This is a genomic window from Anabaena azotica FACHB-119, assembly GCF_014697625.1.
Lineage (GTDB): Bacteria > Cyanobacteriota > Cyanobacteriia > Cyanobacteriales > Nostocaceae > Trichormus > Trichormus azoticus_A.
The window spans coordinates 1-19,710 of sequence record NZ_JACJSG010000021.1 but is presented as its reverse complement, the minus strand read 5'-3'; the positions used below and the strand labels follow the sequence as shown (position 1 = coordinate 19,710).

The following is a 19,710-nucleotide window of genomic DNA, read 5'->3' as shown; positions in this document are numbered from 1 at the left end:
GCCAGTTGCGTAAGTCCTATTAATATAGGAATCCGAATTGATTGTTGAAAAAATCTAAGTATCTGTAGGCCGATGCACTGCCCACCGTATCATGGTTTTGGCGATGTACTCCCCACCCTACGTATATTTCAGAAATCAAATATGAGTCCTATATCAGCTTGTAAAAATTCATTAATTCCCTGCAACAGGTCAGATAGTTTAGATACTTTAGCTAAAACAAAAAGAAGCCTCTCACCTACCCGTTCGCGTAGCGTCCCGTAGGGAAGGGAGGTGATGAGATGAATTTTTGGGCTTCGGACGAATTGACCCACAACCAAATTAATCCGCTATTCCTTAACAGAGCAGTGGGTCGATAAGGAATCGCCATTTTTGACTTTGAGCGAGTCTATAAAATCTTCAATTACATGAGTCATAGTTTTATCATTTTGAGCCGAGTATAAACGTAGCTTGTTTAATCTACGTTCAGATATTCTCAAATTTAATGCTTTCTTTTTCATAACGCCTACACATTGTCTTTGCATTTATGCTATCATATCCGTAGGTCGAAAAATAAGATAAAAAATGAAAACGTCATACCAATACAAAATTAAACCAACCAAACAGCAAGCAGAAAAAATTGATAATACCTTGGAAATGCTGCGTCATCAATACAATTATTTGCTTGCTCAAAGGTTTGACTGGTATGAGTTTAATCGTTGTCCTATTGATATATGCCCATTAATTTGTCATTTACCAGAGCTAAGGAAACAGCCTAATTACTACAATCAAAAAGCGTCTTTGGTTCAACTAAAAGTTGATAGACCTTGGTACAAAGAGATTCATTCTCAAGTGCTACAGGAAGTTCCCAAAAGAGTTGAACTAGCTTTTGATAGATGGTTGAAAGGTAACATTAACGGTAAGAAGTCTGGTAGACCTAGATTTAAAGGTAAAGGACAATATAAAACTTTCACTTATACTCAATTTAAACAACATCATTTTGTTAACAATAAAATTACATTGTCAAAAATAGGGGATGTAAAAGTTATTGTTCATCGACCTATTCCAGATGGTTTTAAAATCAAAACCGTTTCTATAACTAAAAAATCAGATGGATATTATGTAACACTAAGTCTTGAAGACCAGACGGTTCCTGCAATTAAGCCTGATTTTAATCCTGACTCTATAACAGGTATTGACGTTGGTCTAAAAGAGTTTTTGACAACTGCTGATGGCGAAACTGTTTCTGTACCTCAGCATTATCGCAAAGCTCAGAAACGTTTACGAGTCATACAGAAACGTGTTTCACGCCGAAAAAAAGGCAGTAAACGTAGGCAAAAAACCGTTAAGCAGCTAGGTAAGCAACACAAAAAAGTTGCAGATAAACGCAAAGACTTTCATTTTAAAACTGCTAACAATCTGTTGAAAAAATATGATGTTATTGCAGTTGAAGATTTGAACGTTAAGGGACTAGCACGTACCAGATTGGCTAAATCTGTACTTGATGCTGGATGGTCAAGTTTTTTGTTGATACTGACAAACAAAGCCGTAAACGCTGGTCTGTTGGTCATCCCAGTTAAAGCGTCTGGTACAAGTCAAGATTGTTCTAGTTGTGGTGTCAAGGTTCCTAAAAAACTGCATATCCGATGGCATAATTGCCCTAATTGCGGGTGCAGTCTTGACCGTGACCATAATGCAGCAATAAATATAAAGAATAGAGCGCAGGGGCATCGCGTTCTTAAAGCTCAGTTAATGTCCGCGCGTGAACCGGGAGTCGCTGAGAAGCCTACACTTACCCGTTCGCGCTAGCGTTCCGTAGGAAAGGGAAGTGTAGGAGATGTCACATACTCATCTAGTACAAAATTCTATCCATGCGCCTAACTTCGCTTGATGTATTTCGTGGTATTACTATTGCAGGGATGATTCTCGTCAACATGGCGGGAGTTGCAGATGATGTCTATCCCCCTTTAGCTCATGCTGATTGGCATGGTTGCACACCGACTGATTTAGTATTTCCCTTCTTCTTATTCATTGTCGGTGTGGCAATGAGTTTTTCATTATCCAAATACACCCAGGAAAATAAACCCTCCTCTGCTGTGTATTGGCGTATTCTCCGCCGCGCCGCCATTCTCTTTGTCTTGGGTTTATTACTCAATGGCTTCTGGAATAAGGGTATATGGACTTTTGATTTGAGTAATATCCGCATCATGGGGGTATTACAGCGTATCAGCCTCAGCTATCTGTTCGCTTCCTTGGCAGTCCTAAACTTACCGCGCAAAGGACAATGGATACTTGCACTCTTGCTACTCATCGGCTATTGGTTAGCGATGATGTACGTTCCCGTACCCGGTTATGGTGCGGGTGTATTAACCAGAGAAGGTAATTTTGGCGCATATGTTGACCGCCTGATTATACCAAAAGCTCATCTGTATGCTGGGGATGGTTTCAAGAACTTGGGAGACCCAGAGGGACTTTTCAGCACAATTCCCGCCATTGTTAGCGCTTTGGCTGGTTATTTTACTGGGGATTGGATACGTAAACAGCCAGTGCAAACACGTACAAGTGTAGGGCTAGGATTATTTGGGATTGGTTGTTTAATTATTGGTTGGGCTTGGGGTTGGGTATTTCCTATTAATAAAAAATTGTGGACAAGTTCTTATGTTGTGTTTACTAGTGGCTGGGCGTTATTGCTATTAGCAGCTTGCTATGAATTAATTGAAGTTAAGTTAAGAAAGCGCTGGAGTAAACCTTTGGAAATTATGGGGTTAAATGCGATCGCTCTTTTCGTCGCTTCAGTTTTATTCATAAAAATCTTAGTTAGAACCAAAATTGGCACAGGCGAAACCGCCCCCAGCACCTACAACTGGATATACCAAAACCTCTTCGCCTCCTGGGCTGGAACCTTCAACGGTTCACTACTATTCGCCTTAGCTACGGTGTTGTTATGGTGGGCTGTCGCCGTCCTCTTGTACCGCCAACGCTGGTTCCTCAAAGTCTAAACTGGTCAAACCGGTTAGCCCCAAATTAAATCCACGGGGCTTATCCGCGTTCATCTGTCTTGAAAAGTTTCCTAGGTCGGGCTAACCCTCCTACAGAACTTTTCGCTGCGTGCATCTGCGTTCAAATATTCATAAACCAATGAAGATTCCCTAAAAACGAATCATCTACGAATCAAGGATGAGCAACACTTAATATATTTATTTAAATAGTTTATATTCTTTTAAGCTTCACTACCCGCATAAATCCATTTCTACTGTTAATATCAATCTATATGCTGTTCTATATATTCAATACCCTTGCCAATTAACCAAGATTTGGGTAGAGAAAATCTAAATAATACAAGCTTCCTTGTGCCATCAAACAAATAACACAGTCTATTAAATGCTGTACGGTTTTGTGGAGACAACTGTACTCTCTTGTCCGCATGGGCAAGGGGTTTCATACTTTCCCCAAAAGTAGCACAGGCTTGTCTTAGGTTGTCGCGGCAAAATTTAGCTATTTCTATTTTTGGCAAAAGTACTGAAAAAGTAAGTGGGTTATTGTATTCAACTTCTACCTCTGTATACTCAATAGTGACTATGCCTGAACTGTTATTAAGTTTGTTTGCAGATCGTTCTAACCCTGTGCCTTTCACAGGACAAAGTGTAAATGGCAAGATATATGTATTCGTTTCAGGAACTGAAATATCTCAAGTCAGCTTTTATCTAGACGACCCAGACAGAATTAGTCCACCCAGACAAGTTGTCAATTTAAGTCCCTATGATTTTGCTCTTACAGCAGCAAATGGTCAGGCTAACCCCTTTGACACAAAAACAATAGCAAATGGTTCTCATACTATTACTGCTGTGATCAGCCTGAGTGGGGGAGAAACTCAGGTAATCAATGGCATATTTACTGTTAATCAACAACAAGAAAGCTGTTCATTCATATCTCCCCTAGCTTGTACGCAGGTCAGGGTAACTGGTGCTTATAACCTCAACTTTGATGGAAGTGGGGGAGGAATTAAAGATAAAAACGGCGTGGGGACTGGGTTTACAATGATTGATCCCCCAACTAAACCGGGAAACCCAAACCCTAACCCGGATGTTCCCGGCTACTGGGCAGAAAAGCTGCAAGTTGATACAACCAATAAAAAACTGAAGATTACTACCACCAGTGGCTTGAATGTCAGAGATGTCAATAGTCTTGATAATGCCTTGGGAGTTGGTCTGAATTTACCCAGTCAAACAATAGAAATCAAAACAACCTTATCGGCTCTTGTGGCTGCGCCTGGGGGCTTTGCTCAAGCTGGGTTATGGTTTGGACAGGCGACGGGAAGTGGTAGAGGAACTAGCCAGGACAACTACATCAAGCTAGTTGTGATCTCTCCCAAAGTCGGTGTTTATCAGGTTGAAGCTCTATTGGAGAAACAAGGTGTTGTGGTATCAAACAAAACTGCCAACCTCGCCGCAAATACATCCTCAGTTACCTTAAGCTTGTTGCTCAACCCCCAGACACAAACAGTTACCGCCCAGTACCAAATCGGTAATAACAAGCAAACGCTATTTACGTTTACGAATGTGCCGCCTGAATGGTTTAGCTTTGATCAAGCGGGAATAGAACCTAACGTCAAAACCCGAAGTTTTGGGGGTATCTTCGCTAGCCATCGCAACGCGCCTAATCCTATCATCTTCACATTTGACTCTTTCTCTGTAACTGAGCAAGCTAATGTGGTTGTTGGGAGTAACTTCAATTTTGGGCGATGGTCATTTCCAGTGAATCAACCTACAGCTATGGTGCTGGGGCAAGATGGACGGCTTTACGTTACAGAATTGCTGGGTACAATTCATGCCTTCAGGCTTAATTACGAAACTCAAACAGTCATTGACGAGCAGATAATTGATACTATCCGCACAAGTCAAGGGAATGTACCTCGTCTGACATTAGGCATTGACACAGACCCTGCATCTACGCCAGATAACGTCATTTTGTGGGTAGCGCATTCAGACGGAAAAATTCTTCCTAATGGTACTTTCGATGGAGCCGTAAACTCTGGTATCGTATCGCGTCTTTCAGGAACGGGATTTGCCACAATCGAAAATGTCATCACTGGCTTGCCAAGAGCTATTGCCAACCATGCAACCAACTCAATTCATTTTGGCCCAGATGGGAAACTTTACCTTGCTCAAGGCGGTAACACAGGTGCAGGCGCACCGAATACAGCTCCGAGTGAATTTGGCGATCGCCCAGAACAGCCACTGTCAGCAGCACTTTTAGTCGCAGATGTCAACGCTCCAGGCTTTCAAGGTAGTTGTGCTACTCCCATAGGTCAGTTTGGCATTCCTGAAACCTGTAACGTCCAGGTCTACGCCTCCGGGTTACGTAACTCTTACGATTTTGTCTGGCACAGCAATGGTTCTTTATACGCAACTGATAACGGTTTAGGTGTCACAGGAACTATTCCCCCAAGTCCTGCACCTAATTGCACTGGTCTTTCCCCACTTACTCTTAACCCAGGTAAGCAACCCGATCTACTACTAAAAGTCGAGCAGGGCAAATACTACGGACATCCCAATCCTTACCGTAATCAGTGCGTTTTCAAAAACGGTACTTTTCAAGGTGTCACTCCCCTAGCGAATTATCAGCCACCCTTGGCTACACTCGGCGAAAACCTATCTGCTAATGGTATAATTGAATATACTGCTAATAATTTCTTTGGTCAGCTGAAAGGGCAGTTGCTGATAGCGAACTTTTCTCTGGGCGATAACATTACGAGGATTAAGCTTTCCCCAGATGGTCTATCTGTTGTTGAGTCTGCAACCCTGGCTAGCCAATTTACTGAGCCTCTGCCATTAGAAACCGATGCTCAGGGAAATATTTATGTTGGTGAGTTTAATGGTAATAAGGTCACAGTTTTGGTTCCCCTCGGCGCTTGGATCACAAAGCAGCCAGTACCAAATGCAATTCTCGATGCTGGTGGCGCTGCTGTGGATGGCAAGTTATATATGGTGGGTGGGAAAACAGCTACTACCTACATATCCACATTATATATATACAATCCAGCCACAGACTCTTGGACTAGCGGCCCTAATTTACCTGGCCCAGCAGTTGAGAATCCAGCAGTAGTAGAGTATAATGGTAAGCTATATATCTTCGGCGGTTCAACACAACCATTCTCCGGCGCAGTCACCAATTCTGCTGTCTTTGATCCAACCACATCAACCTGGACAAGTATAGCTCCAATGACCACCGGACGGGGAGGAGCCACTGCTGGAGTGCTAAACGATCATATCTACGTTGTTGGTGGACTAGATGCAGGTGGGGCTTCCTTAGCTAGTGTTGAAGTCTACAACATTGCAACTAATACATGGAACACAGCGACACCGATGGCGACTCCGCGAGACAACCCTGGCTCTGCGGTCGTAGCTGGTAAGCTGTACATATTTGGCGGACGAACACGCGAAGCTAACGGTACAACTGTCAATGGCACTCTTGCAACTGTAGAGATTTATGATCCTACAACGAACAGTTGGTCAGCAGGCGCTCAAATGCCTACAGGTCGTAGAGCCATGAGTGTAGGCACTCTCAACAACCGTATTCAAGTAATAGGGGGTGAAATTACTAACACTGGCGGTGTCTTTTCTCAGAATGAGGAATACAACCCAACTACAAATAGCTGGCGGACTTTAACTCCCGCAAAGACCCCGCGTCATGGTGCAGCTACTGCCACTATTAATAATGTGATTTATATCGCTGGTGGTCATGCGGGTGGAAGTTCCCTTTCCAACGTGACAGAGGGCTTTGCATTCTAAGCGGTTTGGGAAGCGAAAAGTTTACTAATAACCTCTCTCCGTTTTGGGGAGAGGCTGGGAAACAAATAATTTAATTTTTGGATATCCCTAATGAGAGAAAAAGGTTTGGCTCACCACCAAACCTCTTTATAAATCCAGTGCATAACAACATCCCGCAATAATGTACCTATTATTTCCAGGCGATCGCATCTTCCTATAGGCGGTATCTAAATGCCAAAAAGGCTGATATTACTCATTTTTAGTATTAATAATTACATCTGATCTCAATTAATCGGTCTTCTACCGTTAATCATTAAAAAAAAGACGGGTTTTACCCCGCCTAAATAGCTTGAAAGTGGCAATACACCTTGGAATTTAGAAAATAGGTTAATAAATTTAATAAATTGTCAGGAAGATAAATATTGACAACAAAAACAACGGTCATCTAACCGTGCTTAGGATGTGAAAAATATCAATCCTGGCAATTCACCTAAAAGTATCACAGTCCATTTTCGCTCAGTTGCCAAAATGCCAAAACTAAAAAACTTGAGTTATTAGTCCATAAGAGTTCATTTACAGCAGTTTCGCTATTTGTGAAATACTGTAGAGACGTTAGATGTAACGTCTCTACATGGTTTTGGGTTTTACGCTTGTACCTCATTTACCCAAAATATGCTGTATAAAGTAAATATTCAGTAAGTTGTGTTATGGCTATGTAAGGATTTAAGCGTTGGCTGAGGAGTTAGCCGTAACGCACCAGCAAATACGGTGCGTTAAGCGCTGCTTTAACGCACCCTACTGGCTTGGCAAGATTAAACCTGTGCATTAGTGAAAATCTTGAGCATTCGCATTTATCAGCGTTTATTGGTGGTAAATATCATCACTATTACCACATTTTATCCTTGCCACGCCACTACTGGACTGGCAAGGCTAAAATGTGGCAATAGGTTTGGATAAATTTGAACGCAGATGAACGCAGATGAACGCAGATGAACAAGATGATAGATTTTTCGCTAATGCACAAGTTTAGGCTTGCCACGCCACTACTGGCTTGCTAAATTAACCAAATAGTAGATAAAAATTAAAATTATTGAGTATTGTTAAACAGCATTTTAATAAAGTAGTATTATTTGTTACGTAACAAAAATAGCTATTTATCAGGACTATAAAGAAATTCAAGATGGGCATTTTTAATAAATTTTACCGGGGTCAAATTCTTGCTTGGTCATTACTGAATATATTTTTACTAGCCGCTTGTTCTTCTCCACAAGCTGAAACTCCCACAACCTCAACACCCGCAGCAAACAGTAATGCTAACGATACCTTGCGACTGCTATATTGGCAAGCACCAACCATTCTTAATCCTCATCTAGCCCAAGGAACCAAAGATTTTGAAGCCAGTCGCATCGTTTATGAACCTCTGGCTAGCTTTGATAAAGACGGTAAATTAGTTCTATTTCTAGCCGCAGAAATTCCCACACAAGAAAATGGTGGTATAGCCAAAGATGGAACATCAGTTACTTGGAAACTCAAGCAAGGCGTTAAATGGTCTGATGGTCAATCTTTTACGGCGGCGGATGTGGTATTTACTTACCAATTCCTATCCAACTCATCTGTAGGTGCTACCACCTTAGCAGATTATGAAGCGGTTTCTAGCGTCCAAGCCATTGATGATCACACCGTCAAAATAAATTTCCGAAAACCTAACCCAGCTTGGTCACAACCCTTTGTCGGCTTAAACGGAATGATTATTCCCCGTCACATTTTCGAGAAATTTAACGGTAGCAACGCCAGGGAAGCCCCTGGTAATTTGCTTCCTGTGGGTACAGGGCCTTATAAAGTTGTAGAATTTAGACCCGGCGACACGATTATTTATGAAGCTAACTCTTCATTCCGCGAAGCTAATAAACCATTCTTTAAGCGAGTAGAACTGAAAGGCGGCGGTGATGCAACCTCAGCAGCAAGAGCAGTATTGCAAACTGGAGATGTAGATTATGCTTGGAATTTGCAAGTAGAATCCCCCATTCTCAAGCAATTAGAAGCAGCAGGTAAAGGAAGATTAGATATTAGTTTCGGTTCCTTTGTGGAACGAATTGCTATCAATCATACCGACCCTAATAAACAAACAAAAGATGGCGAACGTTCTAGCTTAGAATTTCCTCACCCTTTCTTTCAAGATATTAAGGTGCGTCAAGCGTTTAACTATGCAATTGATAGGGACACAATTAATCAACAATTATACGGTGTTAGTGGTCGTCCTTCCGCCAATGTTTTAGTAGCACCAAATATTTATAATTCACCAAATACTAAATACGAATTTAATCCTAAGAAAGCTGCTGATTTATTAGATGCTGCTGGATGGAAAGATACCAATGGCAACGGTATCCGAGATAAAAATGGCTTTGAGATGACGGTTTTGTTTCAAACATCTGTAAATCCAGTGCGCCAAAAAACTCAGGAAATTGTTAAACAAGCATTAACATCTATTGGTGTGGGTGTAGAACTCAAAAGTATTGATGGTAGCATTTACTTTTCAGCAGATCCCTCTAACCCAGACACTCTTGGCCGCTTTCAAGCCGATTTACAAATGTTTAGTACAGGTAATTCTAATCCAGACCCTGGTGCATATATGAAGAGTTTCACCTGTGATGAGATTCCCCAGAAAAAGAATAACTGGTCAAAGTCTAATTATTCACGTTACTGCAATCCTGAATATGATCAGCTTTGGCAACAGTCCAATACAGAACTAAACCCCGAAAAACGTCGGCAGTTATTTATCAAAATGAATGATTTGTTATTTAAAGATGCAGCTATAATTCCCTTAATTGCTCGTGCGGATGTCAATGGTGTTAGTAATAGATTAGTTGGGGTGAATTTAACTCCTTGGGATGCTGATACTTGGAATATTAAAGATTGGCAACGCAAGTAGTTAAGGGTTCGTAGTGAGGACTTTAGTCCTCAAGAAAAGGACTAAAGTCCTTACTACAAACCTTTAATTTGTAATAGCCTCTGGCATCGTAGCTAAATCTAATTTCATCTTTAAAGATATGCTACCTACTCGGTTAACTGTTTCACTACCAGGAACGATTTTCCAACCCAAGCGTTGATATAAACGCAAAGCTGGATTTGATTTTCTGGTACTTAGGGAGATAGAAGGGTAAATAGCTTTGGCGGTGGCAATTAAATGAGTGATTAAATGTGTTCCTATACCTTGATTTCTATATTCTGGCAGAATAGCGATCGCTAGTTCTGGTGTTTGGTCATCGATATAACCATACCCTTGATTGTTGGCGGTGAATAAACGCAACCATGCAGCGCCCACAGACAGATTACTATCTACCAAGGTAGCAGCAAAACCCATGTCACCTTCCAAACCCCAATCCTTAACATACTTGACTAACTCAGGATGATTCATGGCATCCTGCACTGTCATATTACCGTCTTCTGCCAAATGTGCTGCTTCGTAAAGCATTTGCCACAAAAAAGGCTCGTCTTGCTGCGTCAGTGGACGAATTACGTAGTCCATATTTTAAACAACCGTATTAGAAACATGAGACTTCAGTTTGACGAGAATATCTCTAGCTCTTGTCCACAGGATTGAACCCCCTTGCTCATGGTCTACAATATGTGAAACATTCGGTAAACGTAAAGCCAACGTTGCCCCAAAATCCGGGGAGTGGACTGTACTGGTATCTAAAGCACCATACCATAAATCTACGGGAACATCGATATTCTCTAGTTTTATCTGCCAGGGACTCAGCGCATTCACTAGGTCGCGTGCGTATCCATGTGCGCCTTGAGAGAAACCTTGGTGCAAAGCTTGCTGATATGCTTGAGTGAACATCTCACTTTCGTATATTAGGCGATCGCCGAAGGCGGGGCGTAGCCCATCGCATTCTGCACTCATACTCATAATTAATTGCCACAGTCCATCTGCTGTAGCCATCTGTGCAAATTGTCGCTCGAACTCTACAGCATCTTGTTGAAGCGCCGCAATCATTCTAGCAACATCAGGATGCAGCAGTGGTTGCAAACTTGGGTGGGAGAGTTCATCCTGTCCTGACACAATAGCTACAGCTTTGACGAGACTGCGTTCTGCCAAAGAGAAAGCAAAAGGTGCGCCTTGTGAAAAACCAACAGCCAGAACATCATCGAGATGATGCGCTTGAATCAATTCTTGTGTGTCATCTACCCAAGAGGATAAAGTTTTGTTAGGGTGAGGAGTAGACAAACCCAAGCCAGGGCGGTCAATAGCAATTAGTCTCAAGCCCAGTTCTGGAAGATAGCTAGCACCAAAACCCAGCCATCCGCTCATCCCAGCCCCAGTACAAAACAAAATGGGAAGTCCATCAACAGGCCCCCATTCAGACCAAGCCAACTCACGACCATCCCCCAATTGCATCTTTGATTGTCTTTCCGGTGGTGTGACAAGGTGATTCATAAATCTGTGTTATCTCCATGCACAATTGAAACACAAGTCGTTCGCACCGTTGCCGTAATTGTTGATATCGATCAAGTAGTTTATATTGTTGTTTTGTGCTAAATACCACCGACATGGACAAAATACTGCCAAAACATTTTCAGGAAAGTATTTATCAAATACTACTACCTAATTTACAAATTAGAAGTATTAACCCACGAGATCCCATTCAAGTCAACTATATTCCCCAACCTTGGCAACTGCTGGGTAGAGGAAATTATGCAGCAGTAGTTTGTCACCCTGATTACCCTAACTATGTAGTAAAAATTTATGCCCCAAGACGGCCAGGCTATGAAGAAGAAGTAGAAGTTTACCGCCGTTTAGGTTCTCATCCGGCATTTTCTGAATGTTTGTATGCCAAGGATGGCTTTTTAGTTTTGAAGCGGCTTTCTGGAACAACACTCTACGATTGTATGCACTTAGGTTTACCAATTCCTCAGCAGGTAATACAAGACATTGATCAAGCCCTTGAATATGCCCAAAGCCGTGGACTTCACCCCCATGATGTCCACGGTCGTAATGTAATGATGCACCAAGGCAGAGGATTGGTAGTAGACGTTTCTGATTTCCTGCATCAAGAACCTTGTGCAAAATGGAACAACCTCAAAAGGGCTTATTATTGGTTGTATCTGCCTATTTTACGCCCATTGCGATTACGCATACCATATTCTGCTTTAGATTTAGTTCGCAAATGTTATCGTTTCGGAACTTCTTGCAAACAATTCTTGAGTCGAATAGCGATAAAATTCAAATATTTTAAATATTTAAAGCCTTAGAAACTAAAAAACCATTTATCAAACGAATATTATAGCGGATTTCAAGCGGATAGAATACAGATTCATCCGCGTTTATCTGCGTTTATCTGCGTTCAATTCTTTCCAACTCTATTGCCACATTTTAGTCTAGACAAGCCAGCAGTTATTTTTGATTTAAAATTCCGGTAATTTACGTAAAGACTGCTCTACTTAAAACTTTCATAGTCTTCCGTTAACCTACAGTCAATACATTAATAAATAATCATCTCAGTGAAGTTACAGTACTGTACTTACGGAGGACAAGTGAGCAGATATTTAAATTTATATGGAATAAACCAAGCATTGCGGTGGCTGGGGCAGACTTTGAGACATAAATTAATCATGCGCCTATTCACTATAGTGCTAGTGACTTTCTTTATCAGCTTAACTGTACATTCCATAGCAGCGCAAACGGTATCAAGTACACCCAGTCCCAAAGTGATTTTGATTTCTTTAGATGGCGCAACACCAGATTTTGTCGAAAAATATTTGACACAAGGTGTACTGAATCCTAAGCAAGGATTGGGACTGCTGAAAAGTCAAGGTGTTTATGCAGAGCGAAACATTACCTGTAGCGCATCTTTGACAGCAGCTTGTCACATCGCCATTGGTACAGGTTCAACCGCAGCTCGCAATGATATTAATGCCAATACATTCCACTTAGTTGCAAGTCCATTTAATGCGAATATTAGCGGTTTTGGCGCTCCCATCGGTGGTTATTCCACTTTTGGCCCGGTTGCAAGTCCACAACCGACCGCCGAACCTGTGTGGGTAGGACTTTTACGCAATGGTAAGCAAGTTGTAGCGGCTACCTTTCCTGGTGCAGATGGGGTTGATGTGAGAGTTCCTGGTTTAACTAATAGCCCAGTTATTGACCCTGCAAGTAGAAGAACTGTATCTTATACAGTTCCTTTCGGTACTTTTGCTGGGGTAGGTGCGAGTGGTTTTAGTTTAACCGCCGCTAACTTTAGCCCGGCTTCTAGTCAAATAGTTAGTCAACTCAAGAATGCGGGTAGAGTTTCCTACAGCCCAATTCAACAAGCTGCATTGAGCGATCGCTTTACTGTTGGTGGTGTGAGTTATGATATCCAAGTTGCGGCATTAGATACAACTAATGACCGTAAAACTAACTATGACACCTTGGTCTTTTTTGATGCTCAAATTGGTATACCTGCGGGGCCTTTCAGCTTACCGTCAACTGGGCCTGCTTATGTGAGAGTGCGCGATCGCCTCTCCAGTCTATTTTACCTTGAAGGTAGTTCCAACCAAGCAGGAACAGCATTCTATGTCAGCAATCTCGCCCCTGATCTGAGCGTTGTCCGCATCGCCCGTTACTCTGCTAACGCCATTCCTCAAAATCCCGCCGTCCAAGCTACTGTTGATGACATTCTCAAGAACGTAGGCTTCTGGTCTCCCCAAGCTGATTTTCGCATTGCACAACGTATCAGCCCTGGATTTACAACTTTCCCCGACAGTGAAGTAGAAGCTATTTACCAAGACCAAGTGCGACTGTTTGTAGACTACCAAACTCGACTGGCATTGAGAGCAATCAACCAAAACCCTAACGCCGATTTAGTCCTAGTTTATATTGAACAACCAGATGGCTCAGAACACCAGTTTCTCTTAACTGATTCTCGCCAAGCCAGTGACCCCACAAATCCCCTATCTATTGGCACAGGACAAGATCAAGCCAAAGTCACTCGCTATCAAAGCTATGTACAGACAGCTTATCGTGCTGCAAACAATGCTGTACAACGCATCATCAACGCAGTAGGGACAAATCGCCAAGGTACACCCAACAGTAATATTTTAGTTGTTTCCGACCACGGTTTTTCAGCCTTCCATACAGAAGTTAACCTCAACAACTACCTCAGAAGTAAAGGTTTCGACCCAACTAAAGTTCGTGCCGTCACATCAGGCCCAGCCGCCAATGTATACATTAACCTGCAAGGGCGTGAACCCAACGGTATTGTCACCCGTGCTGAATATGTAACTCTGCAACAACAAATCATCATTGCTTTGCGGGAATTGGTAGACACCAATCCCAACTACGTCCGAGGAAAAGAAATGGCAGTTTTTGACAAAATATATCCTCGTCCCCTACCAACTAACTTAAACGACCCAAATTTTGGCTTAGGTACAAGTGAATTTGTCGGTCAAGATACTGGTGATGTGTTTGCAATTATGCGTGAAGGATATAACTTTGACGGCAGACAAAATCCGGTTGTAACTCGTTTAGGCGACACCGATAATACAGTGTTTTCCGTACCTAGCTTCTATGGAGCGCATGGTTACGACCCCACCATATCTAATCTCAGCGCTATTTTCTATGCCGCAGGCCCCGATATCAATCGCCGTGGCAATATCGGCACAATTCGCAATATCGATGTAGCCCCAACTATTAACAGTTTACTAGGTGTACCCTCTGCCCCAACGGTTCAAGGACAAACCCTAAATCTCAAAAACTAACTACTTCATCATTTTCGGAGTGCTAAATTTCATGTCTACATTGCATGAGTGCAGATATTCAACTTTAATAGCAATTACATCTGCCTTAATTAGTTTACCTACTGCTTTCATAACTGCACCTGCTTATGCAGGTTTGCGTAACGGGAGCTTTGAAACAGGTGATTTTACAGGCTGGAATACAACTGGAAACACCAGTATTCAAACTGCTAATTTTGGTAGCCAACCCACTCAAGGAAACTTTCAAGCTTTAGTATCCACAACTGCCGATGGTGTAACTGCTACCCCAGGAGAGTTAGAAGATTTCTTAGGGGTAGAACCATTCAGTTTAGATAATATCAACGGGCCGATCTTTAGCGGCTCGGCAATAAAGCAGGAATTTTCAGCAGTTGCAGGACAAACCCTCACCTTTAGCTGGAACTTCTTAACTAATGAAGCCAGCCAATCTTCTAACTTTAACGGCTTTGCTTTCGTAAAAATCAACTCCACAGAAAAAATAGCTGACACCTTCTCCACCTTAATTCCTAGTAATACAACCTTTGTCAGTGAAACTGGATATCGTACTTTCTCCTACACCATCCCAACTACAGGCAACTATTCTCTAGATATTGGTGTGGCAACTGTAGGTGATGCTTTCGGTGGCTTTGGTATCCTTGTAGACAATGCCACTTTAGTACCTGAATCTGGCTCTATTATTGGTTTAATAGCTATTGGTGCAGCAAGTGTCGGCTACACCCTTAAACTTAAAAAACAGAAATACTAATATTAATTGACAAATTACTTTTACTTTTAATTTACCCCATTGACAAAAATGGGGTTTTTATTGCCAATCGACTCTACATATAGCCCCAAACTTTGTTGTAGTGGGATAATCATTTTTCCTATCTTGTTAATATAAATTATATCAAGTTAGGCTAATTACTTATAATATGGTTGTTTTGGTCGGTAATGGGTAATAGCTAATAGGTAATTGTTTTCTACCATTAGCAATTACCAATTACCAACCCCGAAGATATGATAAGTGATTAAGCGGACATGATATTATATCTTGATTGCGAAAATCGCAGCCCAAAACTCTTATGATTTCGTAGAGTGGGGAGTGCATAGCCACCCAGTTATTGAGAAGGTGCAAGATGTCAGATAACCAATTTGTACTTCTATCCTTTATAAGTCAGCTTAATCTTGTTTAAAGCCTCTAAACCTTGCTAAACATAAACTACAAATTCATCAGGAACATGATTGGTAAAAATTAAGTCCAAATACATAAATTCACTGAGGGATAACGAGAGTGTTTTTTCAACAAATCCGCCGTTTTTCTCTTTTCAGTCTGCTATTTTTGCTGCTTTTAACCGTAGCCAGCTTAATTTTTGTTTACTTAGTTTCACCGTTGCGAGATCCAACTTTTCAACCCAATAGTGCAAATGGAGGTTCTCTAGTACCTTGGTTAAAAAGCGTAAAAGAAAGCGATTGGTTATTCTGGTCTAGTATTTTAGCTTTTTTACTTTCTAGCAATATCACAGTAGTTATTTGGCAACCTAAGTTATCTAATTCAAATAATCGAATATTTTATTTCTTGATAATGATTATGTCAGATGTAGTTCTATTTGGCTTTTTTTATTACACATTTTTAATTTACTTATTAACACAGTGGTTGATTGATTAATGAGCAAAACAGTTTTTATATTCGCTATATTAACATACCGACATAAGTAGCACTGCAATTTAATAGCATGAGGTAGTATTGAGTAAATAATATTGTAATTATCCCTAAAATATCTTACATTGTCATATTGTTATACAATGTGTAAGCAGCAATAAAGTGATGTTTAACAAATTAGAACAATTCCTTATTAAGTTTGACAACTTTCCCAATAATGATGTATCAGCAATTATATCCAGAATATTAGTGTGGAGTACATGGTTAGTTTATATTGGGTATTTATTATTAAGTGATTTACCTCCGGGGTTATCACTACTGCATATCACATCCAAAACATTACAAGAAATAATAACTTTGAGTTGGAACTTTTGGTTGGTACTGCCAATTATACTTCCCCATCAAGCAGCAGTAAACAATCCAGCACTAGAAGGATTATTTAACATTGTGGTGACTTGGGGAATATTATTTTGGGGTTTTGTGGTTGATGGACGTAATCAACGATTTTCTATAATTACATTCTTAATCGGCACAGCATTTTTGACAAATTTATTTTTTTTACCTTGGTTAGGATTACGGCAACCTAATCCTCAAGCACCTACAACTCCTTTATCGTTTGCAGAAAAGATAGGAGAAAGCCGAATTTTTCCTTCGGTGCTAGCTGTGGTTTTTGTCGTTTCTTTAGTTTGGGGAGTATTTGCACGTCCTGAGTACGGTGATTTGATCACACGCTGGGAAGCGTTATTAAATTTATTGTTTACTGATAGACTAGCATATTCGTTTTTAATAGATATGTTGGTATTTTGGTTGTTTCAGTCATGGTTAGTTAAAGATGATATGGCACGTCGCCAATGGCATAACGAAAAAGTGTTATGGCTAGTACGTTTGCTACCATTTTGGGGACTGATCATCTATTTTTGGCAACGCCCTTCACTAGCTATTTCTCACCCAAATTTTCCTCTAAATAATTAGCCATCATCCGCTTCATTTGAGCAATCATAACATCAACATCTCCACCATCATTGTGAATTTCTTTTTCTTGCCCAATGAGATAACTCATGGCTTTGTAAAGGGCTTTTGTCATCCGCGCAATTTGCCAGCCTTGGGTAGGGTTGAGATCAGGACTAACCCGTAAGAGTAAATCGTAAATGGTCATCAGTATCTCGTGATCCACCTGTTGAGCTGCTTGAGCAAGGCTTATTTGTCCTTCATTTCCAGCACTGAGATATCTAAAAGCAGGATGTTTGCGCTCAAAGTCAATCATAGGGTCAATCACCCGATCAACCATAGCAGCAAAATTCAAACCAGAAATATCCTGTTGTAGAGCCGCCACCGTATTGCTGCTTAATTGCTGCATATATCGCTCACCCAAGGCTGTTAAAATTGCTTCCTTGTTAGAAAAATACTGGTATACCGAGCCAACTGAAATACCAGCTCGTTCAGCTAAAGCATTGGTGTTGATAGCTTCTACTCCTCCGTTCGCCAGCAAATTGGCGGCAGTGTCCAAGATTAAATCGCGCCGTCGCTGACCACGTTCCCCTGAAGGGCTGCGGCGAGTTGTCTGGGATGTTTGATGATCTTCCTTGACGGAAGTTGACTTCACTATTTTATTGCGTGAAGGTTGACGATGTGAGCTTTTGCTCATATACTTCCAAATATGAATATGAGTAATAGCTCACATTAACAAAGTTCGGAAGATAAATCTACAGGCAATTTAAGATCACCAGAGGATAACTCTTATGGACAGCAAAACAGCTTTTGTGACTGGAGCGACGGGTTTGCTAGGTAGTAATCTTTGCCAATTACTAGTAGCGCAAGGATGGCAAGTCAAGGGACTGGTTCGGTCTATTGATAAGGCTAAACGCTTTCAAGAAAACAGCCCAGTTGAATTTGTTCAGGGTGATATTGAGAATGTGCCTGCCTTGAGCGAGGCATTAAACGGAGTAGATGTGCTGTTTCACACAGCAGCATTTTTTCGGGAGTATTACCAACCGGGTAGTCATTGGCAGAAGATGAAGCGCATCAATGTAGATGCCACAATGGAACTTTTGCAACTGGCAGAGGCGCGAGGGGTAGCAAGAACAGTTTTCACCTCATCGAGTGGAGTCATCCAAACCTATCCAGATCGGGTTGCAGATGAAACAGCCCCTTATAGCAAATTTGCTGAACAAAACCTCTATTTCCAAACTAAGGTTTTGGCAGAACAAGAAATTTATAAGTTTCTCGATACTAGCCGAATGGATGTAGTGATGATATTGCCTGGGTGGATGATGGGGCCTGGCGATGCCGCACCGACTTCTGCGGGGCAACTGGTCTTGGATCTACTGGCAAGAAAGCTGCCTGGAATAATTAATGGTGGTGCTTCATTGACTGATGTTCGGGATGTGGCGACAGCAATGGTAAGCGCCGCCGAACGAGGTAAACGAGGTGAGCGTTACATTGTAGCGGGATCATTAAAAACTATGAAAGATATCGCTTTAGAATTAGAAGCGATTTCAGGGGTGAAAGCCCCGACAATAGAGATTCCTGATAGGATTGCACTGTCAATTGCATGGTTATCAGAAACCTGGGCAGGTTTAACAGGTGGGGTCAACCCTATGCCATTGGCTGGTATCCAAACTTTATTAGAAAAAGCGAACTTAAGTTCAGCCAAAGCTGCCCAAGAGCTAGGAGTAACATTTCGTCCCTTCAGGGATACTGTGAAAGACACAGTACTCTGGTATCAGTCTCAAGGCTATTTAGGGACTTCCAGAAATGAGATAGCTCCATGAGTGAAGTGTAGAAGCTGATTAAATTCTTCCTCAGCTGTCCCAGATCACCAAAGTGATTGTATATTTTTTAGTTGGAAGTCCCTAACTCACCTTTTTCTAGCGAAGCTAGGAAGGGGTGAGTGCAAAAGAAGAAAAAGACTAAATAATACGATGAGGAAATGATATTTCCAACACAACACAGCCGATGTCCGTTTTGAATGGGCCATGAATTTCCCCTGGTGGTCTACTAGCATAATGTCCACTCTCTAACCACATATCAAAAGCTTGGTCATAAAGACGACCACTAACTACAAAAATTTCTTCAGGATAGGGATGACTTTTCGCACCAAAAGGAGTTGTGTCAGCACCAGGGTGAAATCGAGTTAAACGGGTGTATTCACCAGTTTCTTCATCTATGCTGAGGGTCAGTTCTTCGGCAATTTGTTCCAAACCTTTAATCGGTTGCCATTTTTCTTGATTTTCTACAATCAATGGATTCCAGTAAGTGTTGGTGGATTTCGCCATACTATTTTGTATTATTTGTTCTATTGATACCTAATCTGCTATGAGAAGCTTGACAGATGATGCAGCATCAGGTGTTGGTCTACGTTGATTGTACTTCTGGTTTGGTGAGAAACCAGCAGAATAGATGGAATTGTATATTGGCTAATTAAGTATATTTATGCCTCTGAATATAGTCCTATTTGACACTCCCCGCCCTATAAGTGCGGGGATTCTACATTCACAGACCCGCCTTTAGACAGCAGGCTCGCGCCAACCGCCCAAGAGGGCAAATCTCCTGTAGCGTAAGTTCCCG

The 19,710-nt window shown here is 41.5% G+C and carries 15 protein-coding genes; 10 read left to right on the top strand and 5 right to left on the bottom strand.

What is annotated here, in order from left to right:
• Nucleotides 1-561 precede the first annotated feature (561 nt).
• Entirely contained in the window at nt 562-1,785 is a 1,224-nt protein-coding gene (locus H6G83_RS16310) for an RNA-guided endonuclease InsQ/TnpB family protein (protein ID WP_190474143.1), read from the top strand.
• A gap of 62 nt (nt 1,786-1,847) precedes the next feature.
• Nucleotides 1,848-2,975: an acyltransferase family protein gene (locus H6G83_RS16305; RefSeq protein ID WP_190474141.1), complete on the top strand. Its 1,128-nt coding sequence runs from the start codon at nt 1,848-1,850 to the stop codon at nt 2,973-2,975.
• A 263-nt stretch (nt 2,976-3,238) separates the two neighbouring features.
• On the opposite strand, the gene H6G83_RS16300 is transcribed toward H6G83_RS16305, so the two are convergent.
• A complete protein-coding gene (locus tag H6G83_RS16300) occupies nt 3,239-3,490 on the bottom strand; it encodes a hypothetical protein (protein WP_190474139.1) in 252 nt (83 codons plus the stop codon).
• Between the two features lie 64 nt (nt 3,491-3,554).
• Between H6G83_RS16300 and H6G83_RS16295 the strand changes: the two genes are divergently transcribed.
• Together H6G83_RS16295 and H6G83_RS16290 are read left to right on the top strand one after the other, a co-directional pair.
• Complete coding sequence (locus H6G83_RS16295) at nt 3,555-6,767, top strand: Kelch repeat-containing protein (RefSeq protein WP_190474137.1); 3,213 nt, start codon at nt 3,555-3,557, stop codon at nt 6,765-6,767.
• Nucleotides 6,768-7,926: 1,159 nt separating this feature from the next.
• On the top strand, nt 7,927-9,675 hold the full coding sequence (locus tag H6G83_RS16290; protein WP_190474135.1) for a peptide ABC transporter substrate-binding protein: 1,749 nt from the start codon (nt 7,927-7,929) through the stop codon (nt 9,673-9,675).
• A gap of 63 nt (nt 9,676-9,738) precedes the next feature.
• On the opposite strand, the gene H6G83_RS16285 is transcribed toward H6G83_RS16290, so the two are convergent.
• Entirely contained in the window at nt 9,739-10,272 is a 534-nt protein-coding gene (locus H6G83_RS16285; protein ID WP_190474133.1) for a GNAT family N-acetyltransferase, read from the bottom strand.
• A gap of 3 nt (nt 10,273-10,275) precedes the next feature.
• Nucleotides 10,276-11,187, bottom strand: a complete 912-nt coding sequence (locus H6G83_RS16280) for an alpha/beta fold hydrolase (protein ID WP_242044631.1) — start codon at nt 11,185-11,187, stop codon at nt 10,276-10,278.
• Nucleotides 11,188-11,300: 113 nt separating this feature from the next.
• Between H6G83_RS16280 and H6G83_RS16275 the strand changes: the two genes are divergently transcribed.
• The 5 genes from H6G83_RS16275 (at nt 11,301) to H6G83_RS16255 (ending at nt 17,115) form a co-directional block, all read left to right on the top strand.
• A complete protein-coding gene (locus tag H6G83_RS16275; RefSeq protein WP_190474273.1) occupies nt 11,301-12,002 on the top strand; it encodes a serine/threonine-protein kinase in 702 nt (233 codons plus the stop codon).
• 360 nt (nt 12,003-12,362) lie between these two features.
• Nucleotides 12,363-14,489: an alkaline phosphatase family protein gene (locus tag H6G83_RS16270; RefSeq protein WP_190474131.1), complete on the top strand. Its 2,127-nt coding sequence runs from the start codon at nt 12,363-12,365 to the stop codon at nt 14,487-14,489.
• A gap of 31 nt (nt 14,490-14,520) precedes the next feature.
• Nucleotides 14,521-15,249 carry a hypothetical protein gene (locus tag H6G83_RS16265; protein ID WP_190474123.1) on the top strand — a complete coding sequence of 243 codons (729 nt, stop codon included), beginning with the start codon at nt 14,521-14,523 and terminating at the stop codon, nt 15,247-15,249.
• 525 nt (nt 15,250-15,774) lie between these two features.
• Nucleotides 15,775-16,149: a hypothetical protein gene (locus H6G83_RS16260; protein ID WP_190474121.1), complete on the top strand. Its 375-nt coding sequence runs from the start codon at nt 15,775-15,777 to the stop codon at nt 16,147-16,149.
• Nucleotides 16,150-16,308: 159 nt separating this feature from the next.
• Entirely contained in the window at nt 16,309-17,115 is an 807-nt protein-coding gene (locus tag H6G83_RS16255; RefSeq protein ID WP_190474118.1) for a hypothetical protein, read from the top strand.
• On the opposite strand, the gene H6G83_RS16250 is transcribed toward H6G83_RS16255, so the two are convergent.
• Nucleotides 17,081-17,788: a TetR/AcrR family transcriptional regulator gene (locus H6G83_RS16250; protein WP_190474117.1), complete on the bottom strand. Its 708-nt coding sequence runs from the start codon at nt 17,786-17,788 to the stop codon at nt 17,081-17,083. The genes H6G83_RS16255 and H6G83_RS16250 overlap by 35 nt on opposite strands.
• A gap of 94 nt (nt 17,789-17,882) precedes the next feature.
• On the opposite strand from H6G83_RS16250, the gene H6G83_RS16245 reads away from it, so the two are divergent.
• Nucleotides 17,883-18,914 (top strand): SDR family oxidoreductase, encoded by a 1,032-nt coding sequence (locus tag H6G83_RS16245; RefSeq protein WP_190474115.1) that lies wholly within the window; start codon nt 17,883-17,885, stop codon nt 18,912-18,914.
• A 138-nt stretch (nt 18,915-19,052) separates the two neighbouring features.
• Here the strand turns inward: H6G83_RS16245 and H6G83_RS16240 are convergent, their stop codons facing one another.
• Nucleotides 19,053-19,418, bottom strand: coding sequence for a cupin domain-containing protein (locus H6G83_RS16240; RefSeq protein WP_190474112.1), 366 nt, complete (start codon nt 19,416-19,418; stop codon nt 19,053-19,055).
• Nucleotides 19,419-19,710 lie beyond the last annotated feature (292 nt).